The organism is Microbispora sp. H10836 (assembly GCF_012999525.1).
GTDB lineage: Bacteria > Actinomycetota > Actinomycetes > Streptosporangiales > Streptosporangiaceae > Microbispora.
The window spans coordinates 52,564-75,869 of the sequence record NZ_JABBWU010000032.1 but is presented as its reverse complement, the minus strand read 5'-3'; the positions used below and the strand labels follow the sequence as shown (position 1 = coordinate 75,869).

24 protein-coding genes are annotated in these 23,306 nt (G+C 69.9%); 3 read left to right on the top strand and 21 right to left on the bottom strand.

The features are described from left to right. Both HHX30_RS37665 and HHX30_RS37660 read left to right on the top strand, forming a co-directional pair. Positions 1-804 (top strand): alpha/beta fold hydrolase (locus HHX30_RS37665; RefSeq protein WP_169988683.1); only part of this gene is annotated, 804 nt, incomplete at its 5' end. A 104-nt stretch (positions 805-908) separates the two neighbouring features. Next, on the top strand, positions 909-1,223 hold the full coding sequence (locus HHX30_RS37660; RefSeq protein WP_311923019.1) for an SDR family NAD(P)-dependent oxidoreductase: 315 nt from the start codon (positions 909-911) through the stop codon (positions 1,221-1,223). A 6-nt stretch (positions 1,224-1,229) separates the two neighbouring features. On the opposite strand, the gene HHX30_RS37655 is transcribed toward HHX30_RS37660, so the two are convergent. The 15 genes from HHX30_RS37655 to HHX30_RS37585 form a co-directional block, all read right to left on the bottom strand. Beyond that, the gene (locus tag HHX30_RS37655; RefSeq protein ID WP_169988681.1) at positions 1,230-1,799 is read right to left on the bottom strand and encodes a phosphoribosyltransferase family protein; all 570 of its coding nucleotides are present in this window, start codon (positions 1,797-1,799) and stop codon (positions 1,230-1,232) included. Between the two features lie 18 nt (positions 1,800-1,817). Then, complete coding sequence (locus HHX30_RS37650) at positions 1,818-3,725, bottom strand: APC family permease (protein ID WP_169988679.1); 1,908 nt, start codon at positions 3,723-3,725, stop codon at positions 1,818-1,820. Positions 3,726-3,741: 16 nt separating this feature from the next. Continuing rightward, a complete protein-coding gene (locus HHX30_RS37645) occupies positions 3,742-4,911 on the bottom strand; it encodes a Gfo/Idh/MocA family protein (RefSeq protein ID WP_249350875.1) in 1,170 nt (389 codons plus the stop codon). Positions 4,912-5,034: 123 nt separating this feature from the next. Continuing rightward, positions 5,035-6,186: a glutathione-independent formaldehyde dehydrogenase gene (locus tag HHX30_RS37640; RefSeq protein WP_169988677.1), complete on the bottom strand. Its 1,152-nt coding sequence runs from the start codon at positions 6,184-6,186 to the stop codon at positions 5,035-5,037. Between the two features lie 13 nt (positions 6,187-6,199). After that, a complete protein-coding gene (locus tag HHX30_RS37635) occupies positions 6,200-6,652 on the bottom strand; it encodes a DUF1931 family protein (protein ID WP_169988675.1) in 453 nt (150 codons plus the stop codon). Between the two features lie 31 nt (positions 6,653-6,683). Continuing rightward, on the bottom strand, positions 6,684-7,253 hold the full coding sequence (locus HHX30_RS37630; RefSeq protein WP_169988673.1) for a cyclic nucleotide-binding domain-containing protein: 570 nt from the start codon (positions 7,251-7,253) through the stop codon (positions 6,684-6,686). Further along, positions 7,237-7,680: a thioredoxin gene (trxA, locus tag HHX30_RS37625; protein WP_211593320.1), complete on the bottom strand. Its 444-nt coding sequence runs from the start codon at positions 7,678-7,680 to the stop codon at positions 7,237-7,239. Before trxA ends, HHX30_RS37630 begins: the two co-directional genes overlap by 17 nt. 3 nt (positions 7,681-7,683) lie before the next feature. Beyond that, complete coding sequence (gene clpB / locus HHX30_RS37620) at positions 7,684-10,320, bottom strand: ATP-dependent chaperone ClpB (RefSeq protein ID WP_211593318.1); 2,637 nt, start codon at positions 10,318-10,320, stop codon at positions 7,684-7,686. Next, positions 10,293-10,619, bottom strand: coding sequence for a chaperone modulator CbpM (locus HHX30_RS37615; RefSeq protein ID WP_169988671.1), 327 nt, complete (start codon positions 10,617-10,619; stop codon positions 10,293-10,295). Before HHX30_RS37615 ends, clpB begins: the two co-directional genes overlap by 28 nt. Continuing rightward, positions 10,616-11,605: a DnaJ C-terminal domain-containing protein gene (locus HHX30_RS37610; RefSeq protein WP_169988669.1), complete on the bottom strand. Its 990-nt coding sequence runs from the start codon at positions 11,603-11,605 to the stop codon at positions 10,616-10,618. The genes HHX30_RS37615 and HHX30_RS37610 overlap by 4 nt, the downstream gene beginning before the upstream one ends. After that, the gene (locus HHX30_RS37605) at positions 11,605-12,099 is read right to left on the bottom strand and encodes a nucleotide exchange factor GrpE (protein WP_169988667.1); all 495 of its coding nucleotides are present in this window, start codon (positions 12,097-12,099) and stop codon (positions 11,605-11,607) included. The genes HHX30_RS37610 and HHX30_RS37605 overlap by 1 nt, the downstream gene beginning before the upstream one ends. A gap of 13 nt (positions 12,100-12,112) precedes the next feature. Continuing rightward, on the bottom strand, positions 12,113-14,023 hold the full coding sequence (gene dnaK, locus HHX30_RS37600; protein WP_169988665.1) for a molecular chaperone DnaK: 1,911 nt from the start codon (positions 14,021-14,023) through the stop codon (positions 12,113-12,115). Positions 14,024-14,045: 22 nt separating this feature from the next. Further along, positions 14,046-14,513 (bottom strand): general stress protein, encoded by a 468-nt coding sequence (locus HHX30_RS37595; protein ID WP_169988663.1) that lies wholly within the window; start codon positions 14,511-14,513, stop codon positions 14,046-14,048. Between the two features lie 337 nt (positions 14,514-14,850). After that, positions 14,851-15,207: a hypothetical protein gene (locus HHX30_RS37590; RefSeq protein ID WP_169988661.1), complete on the bottom strand. Its 357-nt coding sequence runs from the start codon at positions 15,205-15,207 to the stop codon at positions 14,851-14,853. Further along, positions 15,204-16,037, bottom strand: a complete 834-nt coding sequence (locus tag HHX30_RS37585; protein WP_169988659.1) for a DUF2267 domain-containing protein — start codon at positions 16,035-16,037, stop codon at positions 15,204-15,206. Before HHX30_RS37585 ends, HHX30_RS37590 begins: the two co-directional genes overlap by 4 nt. A 143-nt stretch (positions 16,038-16,180) precedes the next feature. Here HHX30_RS37585 and HHX30_RS37580 point away from each other — a divergent pair, with 143 nt between their 5' ends. After that, entirely contained in the window at positions 16,181-16,396 is a 216-nt protein-coding gene (locus tag HHX30_RS37580) for a hypothetical protein (RefSeq protein WP_169988657.1), read from the top strand. Between the two features lie 385 nt (positions 16,397-16,781). On the opposite strand, the gene HHX30_RS37575 is transcribed toward HHX30_RS37580, so the two are convergent. Genes HHX30_RS37575 through HHX30_RS37550 form a run of 6 tightly spaced genes read right to left on the bottom strand, consistent with a single transcriptional unit; the run spans position 16,782 to position 23,268 of the window. Next, positions 16,782-17,819: a nitrilase-related carbon-nitrogen hydrolase gene (locus HHX30_RS37575; protein WP_169988655.1), complete on the bottom strand. Its 1,038-nt coding sequence runs from the start codon at positions 17,817-17,819 to the stop codon at positions 16,782-16,784. A 15-nt stretch (positions 17,820-17,834) separates the two neighbouring features. Then, positions 17,835-18,803 (bottom strand): ABC transporter ATP-binding protein, encoded by a 969-nt coding sequence (locus tag HHX30_RS37570; RefSeq protein WP_211593316.1) that lies wholly within the window; start codon positions 18,801-18,803, stop codon positions 17,835-17,837. Beyond that, positions 18,800-19,780: an ABC transporter ATP-binding protein gene (locus HHX30_RS37565; protein ID WP_211593314.1), complete on the bottom strand. Its 981-nt coding sequence runs from the start codon at positions 19,778-19,780 to the stop codon at positions 18,800-18,802. The genes HHX30_RS37570 and HHX30_RS37565 overlap by 4 nt, the downstream gene beginning before the upstream one ends. Next, positions 19,780-21,369: an ABC transporter substrate-binding protein gene (locus HHX30_RS37560; RefSeq protein ID WP_169988653.1), complete on the bottom strand. Its 1,590-nt coding sequence runs from the start codon at positions 21,367-21,369 to the stop codon at positions 19,780-19,782. The genes HHX30_RS37565 and HHX30_RS37560 overlap by 1 nt, the downstream gene beginning before the upstream one ends. Before the next feature lie 40 nt (positions 21,370-21,409). Next, the gene (locus tag HHX30_RS37555) at positions 21,410-22,246 is read right to left on the bottom strand and encodes an ABC transporter permease (protein ID WP_169988651.1); all 837 of its coding nucleotides are present in this window, start codon (positions 22,244-22,246) and stop codon (positions 21,410-21,412) included. Positions 22,247-22,299: 53 nt separating this feature from the next. After that, positions 22,300-23,268, bottom strand: a complete 969-nt coding sequence (locus HHX30_RS37550; RefSeq protein WP_169988649.1) for an ABC transporter permease — start codon at positions 23,266-23,268, stop codon at positions 22,300-22,302. Between the last annotated feature and the right edge of the window lie 38 nt (positions 23,269-23,306).

Here is a 23,306-nt window from a genome sequence, read left to right as displayed (position 1 = left end):
GTCACAGTCGACGGCTCCCCCGTCCACGTCCTGGAAAGCGGCACCGGGCCCGCGGTGCTGATGCTGCACGGCTCCGGACCCGGTACGACCGGATCCGGAGCCTGGGCGACGACGGCACAGGCGCTGGGCACGTCCTGGCACCTGGTGGCTCCTGACCAGGCGGGGTTCGGCCGTACACCGATCCCGGCGGGCTCCAGGGGTGGGCTCCGGCTGTGGACGGAGCAGGCCGCGGGCCTGATGGATGCTCTCGGTGTCGAGCACTACGCCGTGGTGGGTCACTCCATGGGCGGTGCCGTGGCGCTGGCGTTGGCGGCCGCGCGTCCCCAGCAGGTCACCCGTGTCGTGGCGGTTTCGACGATGGGCGCCCCCGGGGCGCCGCTGTCCGCCGAGCTCGACGCGGTCTGGGCCGCCCCCGCCGGCCCGCCCGGGGCACGAGACATGTTGAGTCGCCTCGTCTTCGACCAAGCGCTCGTGACCGAGTCGGCCGTCGCTGCCCGTGCAGCTGCGATGGAAGCGGGGGCGGCCGCATACGCGTCGTTATTCCCTCCACCTAGGGCACGTTGGGCCGACGACCTCACCCTCTCGGCGCGAACGCTGGCAGGGATCCGCGCGCCCGTGCTGCTCGTCCACGGCGCCGAGGACCGAGTCACCCCGCTCGGGACGGCAGCTCTGCCCCTGCTCGAACACCTGGCCGATGTCCGTCTGCACGTGCTCGGCCGATGCGGGCACGTGCCGGCGCTCGAGCACCCGCACGACTTCAGGCGACTCCTATCGTGCTTCCTCGGCCGGGAACGAGGTCACTGATTGCTGCGACAGGTCCGCAGCCCGTGCTCAGGAGATCAGCATGAAGCAGGCGTGATCCGCGCAGAAGCCAGCGCCCTCCCCGAGACCCGAGCCATGACGAGGCAGTGGCCGAGGTCATCGCTCGACATGGTCGCATCGACATCCTCGTGAACAACGCCGGACGTAGCCACGTCGGTGCAGTGGAGGAAACCGGCGAGGCCGAGCAGCGGGCCCTGTTCGAGGTCCACTTCTTCGGCCCCGCCGGGCTGACCAGCGCCGCCCTTCCCCACCTGCGGGCACGACGGTCCGGCGCGATCGTGCAGGTCAGCAGCGTGGGAGGACGATTGTCGTTCGCGGGAATCTCCGCCTACAGGGCGACGAAGTTCGCGCTCGAAGGCTTCTCCGAAGCGCTACGGGCCGAGGTCGCCCATTGGGCGTAACCGTGCTCATCGTCGAGCCGGGCAACTTCCGCAGCGGACTGCTCGCCGCGTCCGGCGAGAGATTGAATGAGACCGAGGGTCGCGCGCGGCGCCGGCGGGCAGCTCGCTGTCCTTGAACTGGGCCACGCCTGGCCTGGCGTGACATCGGGTCAGCCCGGCGACGTGGGCGTGTACGACCCTGTTGCCTGATTCTGGTCGCCTCGCGCCGGCCGCCAGTCCGTCGTCGACCAGAATCACGATCTTGCCGCGTAGTTCGGGCGTGGGCGGTTCTCCCCGGTAGGCGCGCTCCCATCTCGCCAGCTCGCGGGCCTCCCGCTGGGCGACCTCCCTGATCGGCTCGGACGGTATGACGAGCACGCGCGTGACGTCCTCGTCGAGCACGATCACTCCGCCGCCGGCGATCGCCCCCATGGGGAGCTCCTCCCGGCCGGGCGTGCCGAGCTTGCGCACCAGGAACACGTCGAGCGGGTGGCCCAGCCCCGTCGCCACCTCGTACGCCACCGGCACGCCGCCGCACGGCAGTCCCGGGACGACGACGTCGGGGAGCCCGCGGTAGTGGTTGAGGAGTCGGCGCAAACGCGGAGGCCTGCCGGCCTATCCGACATGCACCCGGGGACGGTGCTCGGGATCCGGCTCGGTCTCCCGCAGGATCTCGCGGGTCATCGCCGGGACGTCGCCCACTCCGAACACCAGGTAACGCAGCATCGCGGCGACGGGGTTCTCCTCGGCCCAGTGGAAGTAGATGTGCGGCAGCTTGCGGAAGCGGTTCCGGATGTAGAGCAGCAGGGCGGCCAGCGCGTTCGGGATCGAGGAGCTCTCCAGCCGGAGGATCCGGTGCCCGTACCGCTCCTCGCCCCGGACGCGCAGCTCTGTCAGGAACTCCGACGCGTCCGGGACGGTGGCCTCCACGAACAGCACCGGCGTGGCGGGATCCAGCCGGTGGTTGCGCCACTGCTCACGCAGCTTCTCCTCGTACTCCGCCCGGTCGCGCCGCTGCGGCTCGTTGGCGATCAGGTGGACCTCGTCGCCGGGCACTTCGCGGAGGAACCGCTCCGCCAGGGGGTCGAGGACCACGCGGGTGACCCGCAGCTCGGTGGACCGGGTCGCTCGGGAGATCAGCGAGGTGACCACGATGGCCGCGATGAAGAACGACGCGATCTTGACACCGTCCGGCCGCTCGATCACGTTCGCCACCAGCGTGTACGTCAAGACGAGGGCGATGGCCGCGTACGCCGCCGTCGCCGCGCGCCTGCGACGCCGGTGAACCGAGACCGTGACCGCGACGGCCGCTGAGAGGATCAGCACGAGGACTCCGGTGGCGTACGCCCCGCCCTGCGCCGTCACGCTCGCCCGGAAGATCACTGTGATGGCGAACGCGACGGCCGTGAAGACCAGGACAAGCGGCCGGACCGCCCGCGTCCAGTCGGGGGCCATGCCGTACCGGGGAAGGTAACGGGGAACCAGGTTGAGCAGGCCTGCCATCGCGGAAGCGCCGGCGAACCACAGGATCGCGATCGTGCTCGCGTCGTACAGCGTGCCGAACCCGTTCCCAAGATAGGCGTGAGCCAGGTATGCCAGGGCCCGGCCGTTGGCCCTGCCGCCCTCCCGGAACTCCCGCAGCGGGATCAGCACGCTCGTGACGAAGCTGCTGGCGATCAGGAAGACGCTCATGACCAGGGCCACCGTCGTCAGCAGCCTTTTGGCTCCCCTGATCCGTCCCGCCAGGCCCCCCTTGATCAGCGGCATGACGGCCACCCCGGTCTCGAACCCAGACAGGCCGAGGGCGAGCTTGGGCATGACGAGCAGGGACAGCAGCACCATCGACGCCGGCCCGCCGTGCGAGGACAGCAGGGCCTGCTTCCAGTCCACGACCAGGACGGGCCGGTCGGCGACATGGAGCACGGCCGCCGTCACCACCACAACGTTGAGTGACAGGTAGACGCCCACGAGGACGACGGCGACGCCGATCGCCTCGCTGAAGCCCAGCAGGAACACGGCGCCGAGCAGCGCGAGCAGGCCGATCGTCACGGCGACCTGGTGCCCCTGGAGGGCACGCGGCGCGAAGGGGTTCTCCAGGATGTGCGCTGTCGCGTCGGCCGCCGACAGCGTCATCGTGATCACGAAGTCGGTGGCCGCGAACCCGAGTAGCACCAGGACGAACAGCTTGCCCCACCACCTCGGGGCGAGCCGCTCCAGCATCGCGACCGAGCCCTGGCCGTGCGGACTCTCCACCGCGACCCGCCGGTAGACCGGCAGCGCGCCGAACAGCGTCAGCGCGACGAGGAACAACGTCGCGACGGGCGACAGCAGACCCGCCGCCAGCGCGGCGATCCCCGGCTGGTAGCCCAGGGTGGAGAAGTAGTCGAGACCGGTGAGGCACATGACCCGCCACCAAGCGTGCCGCCTGTGCGGCGCCTCCACCACGTGGGGCCCGGCGGGCATCACGTCCTCGTGCTGAAGCCCTTCCAGGAGCCAGGAGCGGACGCTGTCCCTGGTCGCCATGCCGCCCACACTCGCCCTACTCCACGCATTCGCCGCCGACGGGGAGCCCCGTCTGCTCGGCGTGGCGGCGGATGATCCGCTGCGCGGTGACAATGTCCTTCAACGCCCCGTCGAGCCCGGTGAGCGGTGGTTCGTCCTGGGTGACAAACCGGTGGAAGGCCACCAGTTGCCGCTCGTACGCCTCCGCGAGGTCGCGGTAGGCGACCATGCGCTCGGCCGTGCCGGTCCGCGACAGGACGGTGAGGCTCGTCGGGGCGTTCAGCAGGTAGTGGGTCGGGAAGCACAGTTCCAGCGAGCCGTGGTCGTGGTGTACGGCGATCGTCTCCCGGTAGACGGGGTAGTCCGGCAGGTGGTGCCAGCACAGGCCGTACCTGCCGCGCGCGGGGTCCGGCAGTCTCCCGCTCACCTCGACCGAGGGCGGGAAGACGTCGTCCGGCCAGACGGATACATGGTCCACGGTCGCGGGCGAGCCGACCAGCAGCCGCATGACGGACAGCTCGTGCCGGACGTCGCCGAGCAAGACCTGGGAGTAGAGGCGCCGCAGCCGTTCCGGGACCGTTCCCAGAGCCTCGATGATCGCCTCGTTGTCGGCTTCCAGGTAGGGGGCGAGCCGCTCGGACGCCGGCCTCGACACCCGGGCTCTGGCGAACAGGAGCTGCGACTCCTCGGAGGGGTGCAGGACGGTGGCGTCCAGACGGCGCACGGCCCTGGCGCCGCCGGCCTCGCCGAGCGTCGACAGCAGGCGCTGCGTGGCCGGATCGTACTGCTTCACATAACCCACCATCAGCCGCGCGTCGCCGGGGATGCCGCGAAGCTCGGCCCGGCTGTAGGCGAGCGGCTTCTCGCACAGCACCCAGCAGCCGCAGGCGAGGGCCGCCTTCACGAGCGGCCCGTGAGAACCGGGCGTGAGGACGATCAGCGCGTCGAACCCGCCCGCCTCCAGCATGGCCATGGCGCGGTCGTAGGATCTGACGCCCAACTCCCGGCCGAGCGTCTCTGCGTGGTCGCCGTCAAGGTCGCACACGGCGGACACCTGGAAGATGTCCCGCCGCTTGGCGAGCAGCGGCAGGTACACGACCTGGGCCGCCACGCCCAACCCCACGAGAGCCACCTTCAACGCGCCCACGTTCTCACCCACTCCCACGACGCGGCCGGTTTGTTCCAGCACCTGGCCCCCGGGCAGCATGAAGGGCCCGGTGTGGCGCGTCGTGCAGCCTTTGCTTGAGCCAGCGGGCGTCCGGCATGCGCATGGCGCGTCCCCCTCACTGCCAACGGCCGGACCGCGGGGCCCGCGGCCGCCACGGGAGGGTCAGCCGGTGCCGGCGGGATGTAGGACAACCTTGGTCCAACCGGGATCCCGCTGGTCGAAGTGCTCGTAGCCGCCGGGCGCGTCGTCCAGATCCAGCTCGTGTGAGACCACCCACGACGGCCGGGCCTTCCCCTCGTGGATGAGGGTGCAGAGCTGCCGGTTGTAGTTCTTGACGTTGCACTGGCCGTTGCCCATGGTCTGGCCCTTGAACCAGAACATCCCGTAGTCGAAGGCGATCTCGCCCTGCTTGTAGAGGTCGTCGGGGCTGCCGGGATCCATGGCGATGAACACGCCCACGACCCCGATCGTCCCGGCGAACCTCACCGACTTGACGAGGTTGTTCAGCGTCATGTTGGGATGCTCGTGCCCCTGGGGGTCGTGCGCCTGGTAGCCCACGCACTCGCAGCCCCGGTCGGCGCCCCTGCCGTGCGTGAGCTCCATGACCTGGTCGACCGGCGACGTCTTGGAGTCGTCGATCGGGATCGCCCCGATCTCCTCGGCCTTGGCCAGCCGGTCCGGGTGGCGGTCCACGACCATCACCATGCCCGCGCTCCTGAACGTCGCGGAGTAGGCGGCCATCAGGCCGACCGGCCCCGCCCCGTAGATCACGACCGAGTCGCCGGCCTGTACACAGGCGAGCTGGGTCGCGTGCCAGCCGGTGGGCCAGATGTCGGCCAGCATGACGTAGTCGGTCTGCCTCTCCCGCGCGTCGTCCGGCAGGACCAGGCAGTTGAAGTCGCCGAACGGCACGCGCAGCAGCTCGGCCTGGCCGCCGTTGTACGGGCCCATGTCCGCGAAGCCGTAAGCGGCCCCGTCCACCCCCGGCTCCGGGTTGGTGGTGAGGCAGAAGGCGGTCAGGCCTCTCTCGCAGTTGGCGCAGAAGCCGCACGCGACGTTGAACGGCACGCAGACCATGTCGCCGACGCGGACGCGTACTACTCCCGGCCCCACCTCGACCACCTCGCCGAGGTTCTCGTGGCCGAGGACACGGCCCGGCTCCAGGTCGGTCCGGCCTTCGTACATGTGCAGGTCCGACCCGCAGATGTTGGTCGTGGTGACACGGACCAGGACGTCGGTGGGCATCTCTATCCGCGCGTCCGGCACGTTCTTGACGCCGACCTGCCGGGGTCCCTCGTATACGACTGCCTTCATGATGTCCTCGCTTCTAGAGCAGCAGCTCGAAAAGGCGGATCACGCGTTCCCACTGCTCGGTCCTCGGATTCTTCAGGCCGGGATCGAGAATGGTGAACGTGCGCGCCAGCGCCAGCGACAGCCCGCCGACGATCTCGGGCAGCCGTTCCCTCACCTCCTCGCCGATGGACAGGTCGAGCGGAGGCAACGCCGCGAGCTGCTCCAGGATGGGCTTCAGCTCGATGTCCTCGTCGAGGCCGCGGAACCGGTGGATGCTCTCCTGGAGGCCCTTGGTGATGGGCAGGTCCCAGGTCTCGACGATGTCCCGGACGTTCGCCTTCGCGTGGGCCTGGCCGATCACCAGCAGGTCGTACAGCTTCTCGTTCACGAAGTCGCTGTAGCGCCGGAGATCCTCCTTGTCGACGTCGAGGCCCGCCGCCGTCCTGAAGAACCGCTCGAACCTCGGCACCGCCATCACTTCTGCCATCGCCAGTCCCCTTCCTCCCCGCGTGGGCGGCTCAGCCCCTCAGCTGAAGGTGTTCGTGCACGAGACGCACGGCCATCGCGCCCTCGCCGACGGCCGACGCGACCCGTTTGATCGATCCGTTCCGCACGTCGCCGGCCGCGAACACACCCGCTCTGCTGGTCTCCAGCGGAACGGCCGACCGGTGGAGTCCGGCACGCCCTTCCTGCCGGAACGAGCGGCGTCCCGCCCGGTCAGGATGTATCCCCGGGAGTCGAGCGCGACCTCGTTGGCCAGCCACCGGGTGTACGGCTCCGCACCGATGAAGACGAACATCGCGCGAGCTGACCTGGCCGGTGAGCACGTCGAGCTCGCCCAAGAACCGGCCCGCGCCGTGGGCCCTGATCACCTGATCGTCGACTCCGTACCCCTTCACGGTCGCCACCTTGCCGCTCAGTACGACGAAGAAGGCGGCGCACGGGTGGCCCTCCGCGAACAGCACGTCGTCCCGGTGAGCCGGGCGACGCTCGCCGTGGGCGGCCAGCGTCCGCATCTGCACATCGCTCAGCCGGGGGTAGGCGCCCTGCAGATCGGGCGACTCGGTGAGCTCATCCGGCCAGCGCATCGCCGACCCACTTCCGCAACACGGGCGCCGGCGCCGCACCGGCCCGCTGGGCCACGACCCGCCCGAGCCGGAGGACGACGAGCGTCGGCACGGCTCGCACGTCGAAGCGCCGCGATGTCTCGGGCGCCTCGTCGATGTTCACCTTCACCAGCTTGATCCGCCCGGCCAGCTCGGTGGCGACCTGCTGGAGCGCCGGGCTCACCATGCGGCAGGGCCCACACCAGGACGCCCAGAAGTCGACGACGACCGGAATCCGCGCCGCCTCGGCGACCTCGGCGAAGTCCTCGTCCCCCGCGTCCACCACCCAGGGCAGCGACTCCCGGCACTCGCCACAGCGCGGCGCTCCCGCCCCCGCCTTGGGCACGCGGTTGTTCCGGCCGCAGTGCGGGCACCGGACGACGCTCGACTCCACGACCTTCGGCGGCATCGGTCAGCCCTCCGGGTTCTCGTACGTGACCACGATCTCGCCGCCGGACAGTTCCACCCGGATGGTCGCGCCGTCGCGGACGTCGCCGGCGACCAGCGCCCGCGCGACCCGGGTCTCCACCTCGCGGGCGATGTAACGCCGCAGCGGGCGGGCTCCGTAGATCGGGTCGAACCCGCGCTCGGCGATGTGGTGGACCGCCTCCGTGCTGATCTCGAGCGTCATCCTGCGCTCGGCGAGCCGCGCTCTGATGTCGTTGAACATCAGCTTGACGATCTGCTCGATCTCGGCCTCGGTGAGCGGCTTGAACAGCACGATGTCGTCGACGCGGTTGAGGAACTCGGGGCGGAAGCGGGCGCGCAGCTCCGCCATGACCATCTCGCGCACCTCCGGGTCGATCTCGCCCGACGGCGCCGCCTTCTCGCTGAGGTAGTGCGAGCCGATGTTGGACGTCATGATGATCACGGTGTTGCGAAAGTCGACCGTGCGCCCCTGGGCGTCGGTGAGCCGCCCGTCGTCCAGCACCTGCAGCAGGGTGTTGAACACGTCCGTGTGTGCCTTCTCGATCTCGTCGAAGAGCACCACGGAGTAGGGCTTGCGCCGCACGGCCTCGGTGAGCTGGCCGCCCTCCTCGTAGCCGACGTACCCGGGCGGGGCGCCGACGAGGCGGCTGACGGTGTGGCGCTCCTGGTATTCGCTCATGTCGACGCGGACGATGTTCTCCTCGGTGTCGAACAATGCCTCGGCCAGCGTCTTGGCCAGCTCGGTCTTGCCGACTCCGGTCGGCCCGAGGAAGATGAACGACCCGATCGGGCGGCGGGGGTCCTTGATCCCCGAGCGCGCCCGGATGATGGCGTCGGCGACCGCTCGCACGGCCTCGTCCTGGCCGATCACCCGCTGGTGCAGGATCTCGTCGAGCCGTAGCAGCTTCTCCCGCTCGCCCTCCTGCAGGCGGCTGATCGGGATGCCGGTCCACCGCGACACGATGCCGGCGATCTCCTCCTCGGTCACCACCTCGCGCAGCAGCCGGTGCCCGCCCTGCTTGCTCTCCAGCTGTTCCTCCGCGGCACGCAGCCTGCGCTCCAGTTCGGGAAGCCTGCCGTGTCGCAGCTCGGCCGCGCGGTTCAGGTCGTACATGCGCTCGGCCTGCTCGGCCTCCCGGCGTACGCTCTCGATCTCCTCGCGCAGCTGCTGCACCTTGCGCAGGGCGTGCCGCTCGGCCTCCCACTGGGCCCGCATGGCGTCGGCTTCGGCCCGCAGGTCGGCCAGCTCCTTGCGTAGCGTCTCCAGGCGCTCCCGGCTCGCCGGGTCGTCCTCCTTGGCGAGCGCCGCCTCCTCGATCTCCAGCCGCGTCACCCGGCGGGTCAGCTCGTCCAGCTCCGCGGGCATCGAGTCGATCTCCGTACGGAGCATGGCGCACGCCTCGTCGACCAGGTCGATCGCCTTGTCAGGGAGGAAGCGGTCGGAGATGTAGCGGTGGCTCAGCACGACCGCGGCGACGATCGCGCCGTCCTGGATCTTCACGCCGTGGAAGACCTCGAGCCGCTCGCGCAGCCCGCGCAGGATGGAGATGGAATCCTCGACTGACGGCTCGTCGACGAAGACGGGCTGGAAGCGGCGCTCCAGGGCAGCGTCCTTCTCGATGTGCTTGCGATACTCCGTCACGGTCGTCGCGCCGATCATGTGCAGCTCGCCGCGGGCCAGCATCGGCTTCAGCATGTTGCCGGCGTCCATCGCCCCCTCGGCGGCGCCCGCGCCGACCACCGTGTGCACCTCGTCGACGAACAGCAGGATGCGTCCCTCGGACGCCGTCACCTCGGTGAGCACGGCCTTCAGGCGCTCCTCGAACTCGCCGCGGTACTTCGCCCCCGCGACGAGCGCGCCCATGTCCAGGCTGAAGATCGTCTTGTCCTTCAGGCCCTCCGGTACGTCGCCGCGCGCGATGCGCTGCGCGAGGCCCTCCACGATCGCCGTCTTGCCCACGCCTGGGTCGCCGATCAGGACCGGGTTGTTCTTGCTCTTGCGGGACAGGATCTGGACGACCCGGCGGATCTCGCCGTCCCGCCCGATGACCGGGTCGAGCTTGTCCGCCCGCGCCGCGGCGACGAGGTCGCGTCCATACTTCTCAAGCGCCTCGTAGGCGACCTCCGGATTGGCGGAGGTCACCCGCTGATTCCCGCGTGCCTGCGTCAGGACCTGCAGGAAGCGCTCACGGGTCAGCCCGTGTCCCTTGAGCAGCCGGCCCGCCGCGCTGTCGACGCCCTCGTCCAGCAGCGCCATCAGCAGGTGCTCGACCGACACGTACTCGTCCTTCAGCCGGCCGGCCTCCCGCTCGGCGGCATCGAACAGCCGCGACAGCCGTTGGGTGACGTAGACCTGGCCGGGGGCGACGCCGGGACCGGTGACGCGGGGCCGCCGCTCCAGCTCGTGCTCCAGTTCGAGCCGGAGCTTGTCCGGGTCGGCGCCGGCGGCGGACAGCAGGCGCGGGACGAGCCCGTCGGGCTGCCGGACCAGCGCCAACAGCAGGTGCTCCCCGTCGACCTCGGTGTGTCCGAAGCGGATCGCCGCGGTCTGGGCGTCGTGCAGGGCCTCCTGCGACTTCTGCGTCAGGCGGTTCAGGTCCACGATCTGTCTCCGGTCCATCTCGTATTGGTGCGCAGAGCCGCCTCCAGCTCCGCGATGCGGTCCAGGAGGTCCGTCACGAGGCCGAGGGAGGCGTAGTTGACGGCGAGCCCCGCGTGCAGGCGCTGAAGGCGCCCCACGGCGGCGACCTGGGTGGGCGGGAAGCACAGGCCGCCCGAGAAGCCGGTCCAGGCGTCGATCAGCCCGAGCGCCACCAGGCGACGCACCAGATCCGGGTGCAGTCCCGTGGCCCGGGAGAAGGACTCCAGGTCCAGGTGCCCGACGTCCGCCTGGGCGAGCCGGACGAGCGGATAGGTCATGACGGGCTCCTCGGGTTGAACGCCGAGATCCTGGCCAGTTGCTCGTACAGGCGGCGCTCCTCGTCGCCGAGCGTGGGCGGCACCATGATCCGGACCTCGGCCAGCAGGTCTCCGGGCCGGCCGCGCGGGTTCGGCATGCCCTGTCCGCGCAGGCGCAGGCGGCGCCCGGACGAGGTACCCGGCGGCACCTTGACCTTCGCCTCCCCGCCGGGTGTGTCGACCGCTACAGTCGCCCCCAGCGCGGCCTCCGACGGCGTCAGCGGGAGGCGGACGTGGATGTCGCGCCCCTCCAGGCGGTAGCGGGGGTGGTCGGCGATCCGCGCGATCAGGTAGAGGTCGCCCGCCCTGGCGCCGTCGCTGCCCGCGCCGCCCTGGCCCGCGAGCCGGATCCGCTGGCCGTCGGTCACGCCAGGGGGAATGTTCACCTGGAGGGTCCGCGCGCCTCCCGGGCCGGGGATCGTGATGCTCCGCCGGCCGCCGCGGTAGGCCTCCTCCACCGTGAGCGGCAGCTCGGCCTCCTGGTCGGCGCCGGGCACCGGGCCCCAGCCGCGGCCGGTCGCGCCGCGCCTGCGCCTGCCGAAGACGCCACCGAGCAGGTCTTCGAGGTCGATGCCCTCGAAGCCCTCGCCGGTGGTGAAGTGGATCTCCTCCCCGCCGGGTCCGCGCGCCCAGGCGGGCCCCGGCCCCGCCCAGCCCGGCCCCGCGCCGGCTCCCGCTCCGGCGCGGGCGCGCGCGTACGCCGCCGGGTCCACGCCCTCGGGCACCCGGCGGAAGTCCGGCCCGAACGCGTCGTACCGCCGCCGCGTCCCGGGGTCCGACAGCACCTCGTACGCCTCCGAGACCTCCTTGAAGCGGTCCTCGGCGTCCGGGGCCTTGTTGACGTCGGGATGGTAGGTGCGGGCCAGCTTCCGGTAGGCCCGCTGGATCTCGTCCTGGTCCGCCGTCCTCGGCACGCCCAGGATCTCGTAGAAGTCGCGCTCCGCCATCACTCGTCGGCTTTCGTGGAGACGACGACGGAGGCCGGGCGCAGTTGCAGCGCGCCGTCGCCGTAGCCGGGCCGTACGACGTCGACGACGGTGCCGGCGTCGACGTCCGGGACGGCGACCGTACTGACGGCCTCGTGCCTGGCGGGGTCGAATCGCGTCCCGACGTCGTCCCTGCGCGGGAAGCCGAGACGCGCGAGCACGCCGACCGCCTGGTCGCGGACGGCCCGGACCCCCTCGATCACCGCGTCGGCGTCGGCGCCCGCGTGCTTCAGCGCGAGTTCGAGGTTGTCGATCACCGGCAGCCACTCGGCCGCGACCCGCGTACGCTCCTCGATCCGCTGCCGGTCCATGTCGCGCGCGACACGCTTGCGGAGGTTGTCGAGGTCGGCTACGGCGCGCAGCCACCGGTCCTCCAGCTCGGCGAGCTTCTCCGCAACGGGTTCCTCGACGGCCTGCCGGGGCTCCGGAGGTGGTGTCTCATTCCGCTCGGTCATGTCATGTCACGGGCTATTCGGAGCTGGTGAACTCGGCGTCGATGACGTCCTCGTCCGAGGGGCCGGCGGCGGCCTGGCCGGGCCCGGCCTGAGCCGGCCCCTGGGTCTGGGCCTGGCTCTGGGCCTGGGCGGCGGACGCCGCCACGCCGAGGCCGTGGTAGACCTGCTGCAGCTCCGCGGTCAGGCCGCGCAGCCGGTCGACGGGCACCTCTTCCTTGATCGCCTGACGCGCCTCCATGATCAGCTGCTCGGCCCGCGCCTTCTCGTGCACCGGGACGGCCTCGCCCAGCTCCGACAGCCGGCGTTCCACCTGGTGGGCGACCGAGTCCAGCTCGTTGCGCGCGTCGATCGCGGCGCGAAGCTGCGCGTCCTCGGCGCGGTGCCGCTCCGCGTCGGCGATCATCCGGTCGATCTCGCTCTTGTCCAGGTTGGAGCTCTCGCTGATCGTGATGCGCTGCTCGGCGCCGGTGTCCTTGTCCTTGGCGGAGACGTTCAGGATGCCGTTGGCGTCGATGTCGGTGGTGACCTCGATCTGCGGCACCCCGCGCGGCGCGGGCCGGATGTTCTCCAGGCGGAACCGGCCGAGCACCCGGTTGTCGGCGGCCCGCTCGCGCTCGCCCTGCAGGATGACCACGTCCACGGCCGACTGGTTGTCGTCCGCCGTGCTGAACGTCTCCGTACGGCGGGCCGGGATCGTGGTGTTCCTGTCAATGATCTTCGTCATCACGCCGCCGAGCGTCTCGACGCCGAGCGACAGAGGAGTGACGTCGAGCAGCACGACGTCCTTCAGCTCGCCCTTGATGATGGCGGCCTGGACGGCCGCGCCGACGGACACGACCTCGTCCGGGTTGACCGTCATGTTCGGTTCCTTGCCCGTCAGCCGCCGCACGAGTTGCTGCACGGCCGGCATGCGGGTGGAGCCGCCGACGAGGATCACCTCGTCGAGGTCGTTCGTCGTCAGCTTCGCGTCGGCCATGGCCTGCTCCACCGGGCCCCGGCAGCGTTCGAGCAGGTCGTGGGTGATCTGCTCGAAGGTCGAGCGCATGAGTGTCGTGTTCAGGTGTTTGGGGCCGGTCGCGTCGGCCGTGATGAACGGCAGGCTGACCTGCGTCTGGGTGACCGCCGACAGCTCCACCTTGGCCTTCTCCGCGGCCTCGAACAGCCGCTGGAGGGCCTGCGGATCGCGCCGCAGGTCGATGCCCTGCTGCTTGTGGAACTCGTCGGCCAGGTGGTCGACGATGCGCCGGTCGAAGTCGTCGCCGCCCAGGTGAGTGTCGCCCGAGGTGGCACGGACCTCGATGACGCCCTCGCCGATGTCGAGGACGCTGACGTCGAACGTGCCCCCGCCCAGGTCGAACACGAGAACGGTCTCGTTGCCCTTCTTGTCCAGGCCGTATGCCAGGGCCGCCGCGGTCGGCTCGTTGATGATCCGCAGGACCTCCAGGCCGGCGATCTTGCCGGCGTCCTTGGTGGCCTGCCGCTGCGCGTCGTTGAAGTACGCGGGCACCGTGACGACGGCCTCGTTGACCTTCTCCCCCAGAAACTTCCCGGCGTCCGAGGCCAGTTTGCGCAGCACGAAGGCGGAGATCTCCTCCGGCGCGTACAGCTTGTCGCGCACCTTGAACCGCACGGCGCCGTCCGGGCCCGGCACGACGTCGAACGAGACCGCCTTGATCTCGCTCTGCACCTCGTCGAACTTGCGCCCGATGAAGCGCTTGGCCGAATAGATCGTGCCCTTCGGGTTGAGGATCGCCTGGCGTCTGGCCATCTGGCCCACCAGCACCTCGCCCTGGTCCGTGAAGGCCACCACCGAGGGAGTCGTGCGCGATCCCTCGGCGTTCGGGACGACCGTCGGATGCGCGTCCTCGGTGGTCGCGATGACCGAGTTCGTCGTGCCTAGGTCGATGCCCACCGCCTTGGCCATGTCCTCATCCCCCTCCTGGCGCTCACCTGAGCGCAGCGGCCTCACGAGCATGCGTGAGCACGCGCCGGGCCTCGTCGGCGAACTCCGGGTCGACGAGGATGTCGTAGTGGTCGGCGACGACCGCAGGCATCGAGGCGAACGCCCGGTGCTGCACCACGTGACTGATCGCACCCCAGACGAGGCCGAAGACCAGCCCGAGCACGATCGAGGAGCCGATGGCCCATCCGGCCCACGGGCTGAAGATCGCGAATATCAAGCCGATGAGAAGACCGATCCAGCCGCCGGTACCGGCGCCGGTGACGAGTGCTCTGCCGAGGCCCCATCGCCCGAGCACCTTCTCCTCCCACCGCAGATCGCAGCCCACGATGGTGACGTGTGCGATCGGGAAGTCGTGGCGGGCCAGGACGTCCACCGCGTGATGGGCCGCGTCGTAGCTGCTGTAGGTGGCCAGCACCACCTTGTGGGGCCCTGCTGTTCTCGGGACGCTCACGGGACCAACCCCCTCGGCTATTCCAGCTCGTGAAGACGACTCGCTCCACCGCCGATGCGCATCGGCCGGAGCGGGAGAACCGGAATCCACGCCACCTTCGACGTTGGCGGTATCAGGGCCCTACCAGCGGGAACAATCCCTATGACGCGTGTCCCCCCGTCGGCTTGTGGAACACCCGACGGAATTTTCGTCTCCCATGCCAGGATCCCGCCTGCCGTTCCCTCGCACCACCCTTCCCGGCCCTCATCTGCCTCCCATGAGCAGTAGCAAGTCGCCCAGGGGGAGCGCCAGGTGCGAAGCAACTCCGTACTGGTCAGGCGTTGTGGCTCCCCGAAATTCACCCTTCCGGTCCCGCCGGACGGCCCGGGTCATGTATCCGCGCGAAGACCTGCTGGTAAAAGCGTTCGTAGACCTCGGTCATCACGGAACGTCGAAGCGTTGCAGCGCGTAGGCCCTCCTTGCGCGCACAGAACGGGAACGTGGCGAAATCCACGGCATTGTGCACCTGCGCGACCCAATTGAGGTCGGGTGCGCTCGCCCGCTGCGAGGTGCTCCGCCCTGGCAGCGTGCACGACTTCCGGATCCTCGCCGACGGCGGCTCGTTGTAGGTGCGCCGATCGACTCCGTCGCCCGCGCCGATCACGGTCACCCGATGCCCGCGGGCGAGCAGCCCGCGGACGAGATCCGCCGTCATCGACTCGATGCCGCCGTACCCCTTAGGCGGGATGTCGTACCACGGCGGGGCGACCATCGCGATGTGCAATGCCTGCCGCGCCCGTTCCGAAACGTTTCGCAGGTCCACGGAGACCTCCGGCAGCCTGCGGCCCGAGCGGTGCCGGAGGCGGCTGTGCCAGCATGCCGTCCCCCACACCTTCTCACCTGGGCCGGACTCCATGCGCACGGGGGGGGCGGAACGGTGATGTCGAAGAACTCCTTGTCCGTAATGGACTCGCGTAACTTGGCGAACACGGCGGCGGCATGTTCCCGCGCCTGGTCAAGGGACGCGCCCTCTCGTTCAGCCACCCGGCGCAGAGACTCCTCCGGCCCCATCCGTGTGGCCGTGCCGGAGCGACCGGCGATGCCCCGCCCCAGTGGTGGATACAGCCGGACCGGCGGTTCGCGGATGAGGTCCCTGACCTCGCCTGCGGCGACGCGCTCCGCGAGCGTCTCCAACACGGCCGCGGTGGCGCGTTCGGCACCCTCGGCGTCGAGGCCGGTCCGACTGGCGACCCTGCTGAGGAACTCCGAGGACCGCATGACCTCCACGTGCCGCCGCTGGGCCTCGGCCACCAGGGGGTCGAATTCCTCCGGCAGGTCCGCCAACAGGTCGGCCACCTCCTTGGCGTCCAGGGCACCGCCCAGCGCCCAGAAGACGGCTCGCGCGTGCCGTTCGGCCTCCTCGACGTCCACCTGCTCCCGCTCGGCCACGCGCCGGAGGAACTCGTCGACGTCGAAGCGCTGAGCGGCCTCGGCGTCCAGGCCGGTCTGGCGGCTCACGATTTCGAGGAACTCTTCGTAGTCCACGTACGGGCTCCTCGCTCGACACCCCATGCACAGGTTTCTCGTGGTCAGCTACCCGCCGACCATGGGGAGGCTCATCCAGCTCAAAGCGGTGTTTCCTGATCCACCCCTCCTGCTCGAACGCCGCCCTCGACGCGGTCTGACGGTTGCTCGTCACGCGGGCCCGGCAGGACGGGCCGCCGCGGATGGTGAGTGCGGTCGGCGTTGTCGTACCGGCGATGTGCGGCATCAGCGGCAGGATCTCCCGCGGCTACGTTGCCGGAGACCCGGACGGCACCGACACCGAGGTGCTGACCGCCTTCATCGAGGCGGCCCAGGCACTGGATCTCTGGGCTGAAGCGCCTTTCCCGCTCGTCGCTTGACCCCCGCAGCTAGTCATATCCGTTGAGCACAAGGCTGTGGCACCTGCTCCCGAGATGGTGCTTTTACGGAGTTCTTCTTTACACTGTAGATCACTAACTCGATCGTTGCGGCCGGCCGGTTTGAACATTTGGCGAGCTCATTGGCTTCAAGGCCTCGGAACGGGCGGCAGCCTGCGGCAACGGGAGACAGCGGGGTGTCGGCAACTGACGACTCGTCCGAGCAACAAACGAGAAACAGAAAAGCCGTGATCACTCTTTCGTGATCACGGCTCCGACCTGCTAGAACAGTGTCGGGACGGCGGGATTTGAACCCACGACCCCTTGACCCCCAGGAGGTGAGACCAGGAGTTTCCGCTGCCCAAAAGGCTTCAGATATACCTAAGGCTCAACGCCAGCGGGACTTACCCTGCAGATAGCCTCCTGCGTCCTCCAAACTGATCGGCTGATACGGCGTGTAGAGGTTCGGCTCGAACCGGCTCTGGTAGCGGTCGAAGACCGGCCGGTACAGATCCCAGTGGATGTCCGGCTGGCGGTGCCGCGCCCGGAACGCTCCGATCGGGATCTGGCCGAGGACCAGCTTCTCGAACTTGCTGTCGGCCGACGCTATGGCCTCGCCATCCGGGCCGTAGATGGCCGAGCCGCCGGCCCCGGTGTCCTCGAAGTAATTGGTCTCCGCCGCAAGCACCGAGTTGTTGACGATCGCACAGTACGCCCGGTTGTGCAGGGCGGTGGCTCGAACGTCGATCTCGCTGAAGCCACCCGTCGCGGTACGGAGGAAGACCTCGGCGCCCTTGATCGCCGCGGTCCGGAACAACTCCGGCTCCAGCTGAGTGGACGACATGGAGATGTTCCCCAGCGGCGTACGGGCCACCGGAACCACCTCGTCCTGACCGTACTTGTCGATGTACTCGTCCAGGACGTCGTACACCGTGGTGGTGAACAACTCGAAGCCGCTGAAGACGCCCTTGACGTTGCGCGACTTCCAGTGCTTGGCCACGATCTCACCGTCCGGGCCGATCAACGTGGTGATGCTGAGGACGTGCCCCGGCCAGTCCGGGTCCCGGACGTAGGCGCCGAAGGCGATGTGGCAGCGGTACTGCCGGGCCTTGGCGGCGATCAGTTCGGTCTCCTCACCCGGGATCTCGATGCAGCGCCGCTCGGTCTCGGCCTTGTCCCACCGGTCCCAGCCGCTGATCGGAAACTCGTGGAAGAAGAGCAGATCCGGAGCCGCGCCGAATCCCACCCGAAACGAGTTGTCTATCAGGTGCAGCATGTGGTCGAGGTTGGCCTTCATGCCCGCCCGGTCGGGCGCCGCGTTCACCCGGGACTGGACGACACCGAGCGTCCATACCTCCTTGGCCAGCGGGACGGTGGGGTACCCGCCGTCGGTGTCCTGTGTGAGTGCCGTGTCGTGGGTGCTCAATGGATTCGTCTCCGTTCAGGAGGGGTCGTTCGGGAAGGGCGGGGGCGCGGTGAGGTCGTCCAGCCGGAGGCAGGCCACCCGGCGGCCGTCCGGGCCGGGCTCGAGTGCCGCCTCGGTACGCGCGCAGGCGTCGACGGCCATCGGGCACCGGGTGTGGAACCGGCAGCCGGGCGGCGGGGACACGGCGGACGGCACCTCGCCTCGCAGCAGGGGCGCCGGTTCCCGGGATCCGATGCCGGGCACGGCGGCCAGCAGTGCCCGGGTGTACGGGTGGCGGGGGTCGGTGAACACCTGCTCGGCGTCACCGGTCTCGACGATCCGGCCCAGGTACATGACCGCGACCCGGTCGGCCAGATGCCGTGCGATGTCGATCTCGTGGGTGATGAGCACGTAGCTGAGACCGAGCCGTCGCCGCAGGTCGGCGAGCAGGTTCACCAGCAGTGCCTTGACGCTGACGTCGAGGCTGGCGGTGGGTTCGTCCAGCACGAGCACCCGCGGCTCGACGGCCAAGGCCCGGGCGACGGTCACCCGTTGCAGCTCGCCGCCGCTCACGCCACCGGGTCGGCGATCGAGGTACTCCTCCGTGAGGCCGACCAGGTCCAGCAGCTCACGGACCCGGGCGGCCCGCGCCGCCCGGCCGGGGTGCAGCCCGTGCACCGCGAGCGGCTGCTCCAGTGCGTGCCGGATGCTCTTGCGCCGGTTCAGCGCCGACCAGGGGTTCTGCGAGACGAACTGCACCGCGCGCCGGTCCACCGTGTCCCGGCCCTGGACGAGGATCCGGCCGGCCGTCGGCTCGGTCAGCCGGACGAGCATCCGGGCGATCGTGGACTTGCCGCAGCCGGACTCACCGACGATCGCGAGCGTGCTGCCCTCCGCCAGCTCGAACGAGACGTCGTCGACGGCGTGCACCACCCGGTCGGGGCGCCGGCCACCCGACCGGATGCGGTAGTGCTTGACGAGCCGCTCGGCGCTGATGACGCTCACAGATCCTCTCCCGCCCGGTGGCAGCGCACCAGTGAGAGCCCCGTCTCACGTGGCGCCGGGTTCTCCTCGCGGCACAGGTCCAGGGCGATGGGGCAGCGCGGGGCGAAGGGGCAGCCGCTCAGGCGGTTCGCACCGGTGACCGTGCCCGGGATGGTACGCAGCGGCTCACCCCGCCGGTGCCGGACGGGGATCGCCTCCAGCAGCGCCCGCGTGTACGGGTGCCGGGGGGCGGCGAACAGCTCCCGGGCCGGGGCGACCTCGACGAGCCGGCCCGCGTACATGACCCCGATCCGGTCGCTGATCTGGGAGATCACACCGAGGTCATGGGTGACGAACACCATCGCCGACCCGACCCGGTCGCGCAACTCCAGCAGCAGCCGCAGCACCTGCGCCTGGACGGTGGCGTCGAGCGTCGTCGTCGGTTCGTCGGCCAGCAGCAGGTCCGGCTGCTTGCCGAGCGCGGCGACGGCGATGAGCAGGCGCTGGAGCTGGCCACCGGAGAACTCGAACGGATAGCCGTCCAGCCGGTCGAGGAGGGCGTCCAGCCCGACCCCGCCGAGCAGCTCCTTGAGCCGCCCGGCGTCGTCGAGCCCGTCCAGGTGCCAGCGCAGCTGGCGCCCGATGCTGGTGGCCGGTGACAGCGAGGTCATCGGCCGCTGCGGGATCAGGCCGATGCGGTCGCCGCGTAACCGCCGCATCGCCGGCTCCCGCAGGGCCAGCAGGTCGGCGCCGTCGAAGCCGATCCGCCCCGAGGTGATCCGCGCGTTGCGCGCGAGCATACGCGTGAGCGCGGTGAGCACCGTGCTCTTGCCGGAGCCGGACTCCCCGACCAGGCCGAAGATCTCTCCTCTGGCCAGGTCGAAGGAGACCTCGCGTACGGCCGGGACCTCGCCCGTTCGGGTGCGGAACACCACCGCGAGGTCCCGTACGGACAGCAGCGGCCCGGCCGGGGACTGCGCGGCCGTCATGGCAGCCATCAGGCGAAACTCAGCGGGGGAAGCGGGACGCGGCTGACGCTCATGAGCTTCTCGTCGATGTCGGAGAGGTCGGTACGCTGGGCCACGATCATCTGAGGGTAGACCGGCGGCAGCAGGATCGCGTCGTCCGCCAGAAGCTTGTCGATCTTCTTGCAGGCCTCCACTCGGGCGGCCTCGTCGGTGGCGGCCCACGCCTCGCCGAGCAGCTTGTCCACCTCGTCGTTCTTGTAGCCGAAGTTCAGCGGATTGCGCGAGCTCATCTGCCCGAGCAGGGTGAACGCGGTGCGGCCGGAGCCGAAGCCGCTCTCGAACCCGGTCATCGCCATCTGGTACTCGCCGCTCGCCCACTTCTTCACCCAGGGCCCGATGTCGAGGACCTCGAGGGTGCAGGTGATACCGGCCTGCTTCCACCCCTCCACGAGCACCTGCCCGATGTTCTTCATCACCGGGTCGCTGGTGATCATCAGGGTGAAGTCGAGGGAGGAGACCCCGGCTTCGGCCAGCAGCGCCTTGGCCTTCGCGGGATCGGGGGCCTCGGCGTAGATCTGCAACGAGGGGTCGTGGCCCTCGGTGGCGGGGCCGATCGGGCCCTGGGCGATCGTGGCGGTCCCCGCGTAGACGACGTCCCGCACGCCCTTGCGGTCCATCGCGTGGCCGAGTGCCTGCCGTACCTTCACGTTGTCGAAGGGAGCCTTGGCGGCGTTGAAGTAGGTCACGATGTCGCTGGGGGCGGCCACCTGGTGGACCCGGATCTCGTCGTCCTGCTTGAGCAGCCCGACACTCTCCGGCGAGACCCCGGTCATAATCTGGATCTTGCCTTCGCGCAGGTTGACCAGCCGGGTGGCGGGATCGGGGACCGCCTGGAACACGACGCCGCGCAGCTCCGGTTTGCTGCCGTGGTAGGCGTCGTTGGCGGTCAGCGTCACCTGCTGCCCCTGGGTCACCTTGTCCATCTTGAACGGACCGGTCCCCATGGTCGTGTCGGTCTTGCGCACGTAGTCCTTGTGCACGATGGGCAGGTTCGTGAGATGGGAGCGGAGCACGCCGAACGGCGTCGTCAGCGTGATCTTCACGGTGTGCTCGTCCGGGGCGGTGACCTTCTTGACGTAACCGACGAAGTAGGCCGTCCAGTCGCTCGTGCTCTTGGGATCGGTGACGAAGGTCAGCGTCTCCACCACGTGGGCGGCGGTGAACGGATCGCCGTTGTGGAAGGTCACCCCCTGCTTCAGCTTGATCGTCCAGGTCAGCCCGTCGGACGAGATCTCGGGTTCGCCGTCCGCGAGCAGCGGGACCGACGCGAGCGACGGGTCGTAGGTGTAGAGCGACTCGACGACGGGGTCGGTGATCCAGTGCACCCGGCTCGAGGTGGTGCTGAGCGGGTTGAGATAGTCGGAGATGGATCCGACGCCGAACGTGAGCGTGCCCGCCGCCTTGGCCGCGCCGCCGGCGCCGTCCGTCGCGGTCTTGCCCGCGCCCGCGTCGTCCGTTCCGCCGCAGGCGGCGAGCGTGAGCGCGCCGGCCGTGAGCACGCCGGCGGCCGTCAGGAAGCGGCGCCTGCTGAGCGCGCGGATGGAGTGTTCGTCAGTCATGACTCTTCCTCAGAAGTGGGGGGGTGTATGTGCGCGCGGGTCAGCGATGTCCGTGCGCGTCGAGGGCGTCGCCGAGGCCGTCGCCGACGAGGTTGAAGCCGACCGTGGCGACGAGGATGACCAGGCCCGGGATGATCGAGTACCACCACGCCCCGAGCAACATATAGCCGGTCGCGTCGCCGAGGATGTTGCCCAGGCTGGGCCGGGGAGGCTGGATTCCCAGGCCCAGGAAGCTGAGGGCGCTCTCCGCGAAGATCGCCACACCGAGCCACAGGAACGCCTGGACCAGGACCGGTGGAAGCACGTTCACCAGCACCTCACCGGCGATGACGCGCCACCGCGGCACTCCGATCACCCGCAGCGCGTCGACGTAGTCCTCCTGCACCTCCACGAGCGCGGCCGACCGGGTCACCCGGGCGAAGTACGGGATGAAACCGATGCCGAGGAGGAGGACGACCTTGGTCGTCGAGGTGAGCGACAGCGGGCCCAGCTGGGAGTCGCCGGTTCCGGTGATCCCGATGACGAACAGGGCGAAGACGAACAGCGGCAGGGCCTGGAGGGCCTCCAGGACCCGCATGATCAGGTCGTCGGGCCAGCGCCCGCCGAAGTAGCCCGCGACCAGTCCGGCCGGCACCGCGACGACCAGCCCGAACGCCACCGCGGCCACCGCCACCAGGAGCGACACCTGGGCGCCCTCAGCGGCGCGGGCGAACAGGTCCCTCTGGAGATGGTCGGTGCCGAACAGATGCTCCATGCCGGGTGCGGCGAGGGTCTGCCCGGTCCGGGCGTCGGGATCGCCGGCGAGCAGCGGGCCGAACACGGCCAGCAGGAGAAACAGCACCAGCAGCACCACGCCGGTCCACGTGAGCGCTGACATCCGCGGCAAGCGCCTTCCGGCGGCCGAGGGGAGAACCCGGGTCATCACCATGTCTAGCGAGCCGTCCCGTTCAGGAACCCGGCGCGTATCCGGGGGTTGAGCACGAAGTAGAGGAGGTCGACGACCAGGTTGGCGACGAGGAACACCGAGGCGGTGATCAGCGTGCAGGCGATGGCCAGCGGATAGTCGTGCCGGGTGAAGGCGCCGACGACGGTCTGACCGATTCCCGGGATGTTGAACACGTTCTCGATGAGCACGGTGCCGCTCACGAACACGCCGAGCATGAGCCCGATCACCGTGGCCGTCGGGATGATCGCGTTGCGCAGCGTGATCTGGCGCAGGACGCGCCGCTCGGACATCCCCATCGCCCGCGCGAAGGACACGTAGTCGGCCTGGGCCGTCTCGATCATGGATGCGCGCAGCGTTCTCGCGATGATCGCGCCGGACCCGAGGCCGAGCGCGAAGGCGGGCAGCACCACACCGCGCAGGTTGCCCCATGGATCCTGGCTGAAGGGCGTCCAGCCGCTGGACGGCAGCACGCCCTTGACGTACAGACCGAAGACCACGACCAGCACCAGCGCCAGCCAGAAACTCGGGACCGACAGCGCGACGACGCTGATCACCCGGACGCATCCGTCCACGAACGAGTCGCGCCGGCGGGCCGCGACCGCCCCCGCGACGAGGCCCAACGCCACCCAGAAGAGGAAGGCGGTCAGGCTGAGCTCCAGGGTGACCGGCAGGCGCTCGCCGATGACGGCGCTCACGGGACGGTCGCTGAACAGCGAGTTCCCGAGGTCGCCCGAGGCGAGGTTGCCGAGGAACTTGGCGTACTGCACCCAGATCGGCTGGTCGAGGCCGAAGCGGTGTTCCACTTCGGCCCGCTTCTCCGGGGTGGGGTTCATCCCGAGATACGCGTCGACCGGCCCGCCCGGTGCGGCCCTGAGCATGAAGAAGACGAGAGTCAGGACGATGAGCAGGACCAGCGCGAGGCCGGCGACCCGACGACCGACGTACCGCAGCATTTCCGGGTCCCCTTCTGTTGAACGGACATCCGGTTCCA

Excerpts from the sequence above, each read along its gene's own strand:
- HHX30_RS37650 (WP_169988679.1), bottom strand. The coding sequence starts at position 3,725 with ATGGCGACCAGGGACAGCGTCCGCTCCTGGCTCCTGGAAGGGCTTCAG.
- HHX30_RS37645 (WP_249350875.1), bottom strand. The coding sequence starts at position 4,911 with ATGCTGCCCGGGGGCCAGGTGCTGGAACAAACCGGCCGCGTCGTGGGA.
- HHX30_RS37640 (WP_169988677.1), bottom strand. The coding sequence starts at position 6,186 with ATGAAGGCAGTCGTATACGAGGGACCCCGGCAGGTCGGCGTCAAGAAC.
- HHX30_RS37635 (WP_169988675.1), bottom strand. The coding sequence starts at position 6,652 with ATGGCAGAAGTGATGGCGGTGCCGAGGTTCGAGCGGTTCTTCAGGACG.
- HHX30_RS37630 (WP_169988673.1), bottom strand. The coding sequence starts at position 7,253 with ATGCGCTGGCCGGATGAGCTCACCGAGTCGCCCGATCTGCAGGGCGCC.
- trxA (WP_211593320.1), bottom strand. The coding sequence starts at position 7,680 with ATGCCGCCGAAGGTCGTGGAGTCGAGCGTCGTCCGGTGCCCGCACTGC.
- clpB (WP_211593318.1), bottom strand. The coding sequence starts at position 10,320 with ATGGACCGGAGACAGATCGTGGACCTGAACCGCCTGACGCAGAAGTCG.
- HHX30_RS37615 (WP_169988671.1), bottom strand. The coding sequence starts at position 10,619 with ATGACCTATCCGCTCGTCCGGCTCGCCCAGGCGGACGTCGGGCACCTG.
- HHX30_RS37610 (WP_169988669.1), bottom strand. The coding sequence starts at position 11,605 with ATGGCGGAGCGCGACTTCTACGAGATCCTGGGCGTGCCGAGGACGGCG.
- HHX30_RS37605 (WP_169988667.1), bottom strand. The coding sequence starts at position 12,099 with ATGACCGAGCGGAATGAGACACCACCTCCGGAGCCCCGGCAGGCCGTC.
- dnaK (WP_169988665.1), bottom strand. The coding sequence starts at position 14,023 with ATGGCCAAGGCGGTGGGCATCGACCTAGGCACGACGAACTCGGTCATC.
- HHX30_RS37590 (WP_169988661.1), bottom strand. The coding sequence starts at position 15,207 with ATGACGGCGGATCTCGTCCGCGGGCTGCTCGCCCGCGGGCATCGGGTG.
- HHX30_RS37565 (WP_211593314.1), bottom strand. The coding sequence starts at position 19,780 with ATGGCTGCCATGACGGCCGCGCAGTCCCCGGCCGGGCCGCTGCTGTCC.
- HHX30_RS37560 (WP_169988653.1), bottom strand. The coding sequence starts at position 21,369 with ATGACTGACGAACACTCCATCCGCGCGCTCAGCAGGCGCCGCTTCCTG.
- HHX30_RS37555 (WP_169988651.1), bottom strand. The coding sequence starts at position 22,246 with ATGTCAGCGCTCACGTGGACCGGCGTGGTGCTGCTGGTGCTGTTTCTC.
- HHX30_RS37550 (WP_169988649.1), bottom strand. The coding sequence starts at position 23,268 with ATGCTGCGGTACGTCGGTCGTCGGGTCGCCGGCCTCGCGCTGGTCCTG.